The sequence below is a fragment of the Staphylococcus sp. HMSC062H10 genome (assembly GCF_001836945.1).
GTDB classification, from domain to species: Bacteria; Bacillota; Bacilli; order Staphylococcales; family Staphylococcaceae; genus Staphylococcus; species Staphylococcus aureus.
On the sequence record NZ_KV830976.1, the window covers coordinates 803 to 3,260 of the forward strand.

At 32.1% G+C, this 2,458-nt stretch carries 1 pseudogene; it reads right to left on the reverse strand.

The features are described from left to right. A pseudogene (gene fnbB, locus HMPREF2658_RS06460) lies at positions 1–1,801 on the reverse strand (fibronectin-binding protein FnbB); the annotation flags it as partial. Positions 1,802–2,458 lie beyond the last annotated feature (657 nt).

The following is a 2,458-nucleotide window of genomic DNA, read 5'->3' on the forward strand; positions in this document are numbered from 1 at the left end:
ACTCTTCGTCAAATTCAACTAAGTTAGACTCAGTTGTTACTTGGCCACCACCTGGGTTTGTATCCTCTTCATATTCAACAACATCAGCATGATGTTTTGAATTTTCATGTGTAGATTCTTCAAAATCCACATGAATAGAATCTTCTTCAGTTTCAATGGTACCTTCTACATGACCTTCTGAACCTTCAACAGCTGTATGATATTCAAAATCAATTGGCTTAGAATCGTTACTTTCTTCGATTGTACCATTCAATTCATGCTTCTCCACTGGAGGCTCAGATTTAATGTCTAACTCAATTGGTTCACTCTTATCAATGATAGGATCATTTGGTTTATCTTTACCATCGCCTTGAGCGCTATTAGAGTAAAATGCAACGCCATTGTTCCAAGTTAATTGAACTGGGTAATAATAGTTAGGATAGTATGGGTAATTTTTATGATATCCTGAAAGATGTGTTCGGAAATTTAAATCTTTAGCATTTTGATCATATTCACCTTCATATTTAATTACATAGTCTTTTGAATTATCTAAATCACTAAAGTCCAAAGAATAACCGCCATCTCCTGTGTAACTTAAGTTTACTTTGTTAGTCACATCTTCAAATTTATTGGCATCATCAAGCTTTGCATAAACACTTTCAGCTAATTCATCTGAACCAATGTGTTTATATATTTTAACTGTTGGTTTATTAGCATTTTGTTTATATCCAGATGTTACTTGACCAGTTACTGTGACAGAAGTTAACGACTGATTGTTAGGCTTCACGTACGCAAAATGGCTAAATTTCCCACCTTCTTTATTCAAAGTATCAATTCGGCCATTAACAGTAACACCCATTCTATCTTTAACACCGTCTAAGTATTTTATGTCAAATTGTTTAGATATCTTCTTCTCTCCTAAGGTCACTTCAATATTTTGGTTACCTCTTTTTGTCACTGTTGTTGGGTCGATAAATAGGTTTAAATCTAACTCAGCTTTTAAATCTTTTTTACCTTGTACATATTCTTTAAATGTATACCTAATTTTCCTTTCTTCATTCACTTCACCTACTGCCATAACTTGCCCATCTGTACTTTTTATTTCTGGAACTTTACGCAGTGTTGAAATACCATGCGTTTCTACATTATTACTTAATGTGAAATCAAAGTAGTCCCCCGGTTTTACATCTTCACCGAATTTCCATTTATATTTTAAAGTTACTCTTTCTGCATTATGAGGATTAACAACGTTTGTCTCTTTATTGTTATGCCCTACGATTTCACTACCTTCTTCTACTGTAACTTTACTTGTTACATCTGTACCTGTCGCCTTAACTTCTTTCTCCACTACTTCTTTCTCTGCCACTTCTGCAACGTCAGCTGATCTTTTCATTCTTGGTTTAATTTCTGAGACGTTACTTGGTTGAGTTGTGTCAACTTGAGTTCCCGCAGTTTCCTTTTCAACAACTTTTTCCGATGGTAAATCTTCTTGTGGTTTCATTTCGGTTTCTACTTTTGGTGCTTGCACAGTTATTGGTGCTTCTTCTGTTGTTACTTGTGTTGATTGTGATGGTTGCTCAGTTGATGTCGCGCTGTATGATTGTGTTTCATCTATTGTATTAACGTTATTTGTAGTTGTTTGTGTTTCGCTTGCTTTACTTTCAGTAGCTGAACTCCCACTTTCCTCTACTGTAGTATTGTTTTGTTCCGATGCTGCAGCTTCTTTTTCTTGTCCCATTCCAACAACGATCATTGTTCCTAAGAATACTGAGGCCGCTCCCAATTTGTGTTTTCTTATGCCGTATCTAAGATTGCTTTTCACTATAATATTCTCCCTTAAATGTAAAATTCATTTATTTTGTAAACTCAATAAATGCAATTCTATATTGTTCGGTTTTTAAAAGCAATGAAAAAAGCGAGTTAATAAAAAGTTAAGATTGTTGTTAACTTTATGTATAATGGTTTTTTATTATTTGGAACTCACATATATATTGCATACAAAGCTCTTGAACACCTTGATATAACTGGATTGTATTTTTTATACTTACTTTTTAAATTAAATTCAAATTCATCTAATTTAAAACAATATACTAAAGCATACATAATAATCGCCTGTACAATGCATCATTAACAAGTCACTGAAACGCCTTTCATTGTATTAATAACGTCACTATAATTTTTATATCGTTCGGTTTTTGTTTGATTTTAATGATTATTTATACAGAAACAGCCGTATTTCAAGACGACATTTTAAATTTAACTAAATTTGCATCTAGTTAATAATTGCATTTATCAAATTTGTCTTATTGATCCAATCTAATTTTTACTTACAAACTAGTTTTAAATTCTAACTTTATCTCTCAGTTCGTTATCAATCATCAGACATAAACAAATGAAGCAATCAGAAAACATTCTAATTTTCTATTAGAAATTTGATTTAATCTAAAAAAACAGGCTTACTTCATATAATTTATGAAAT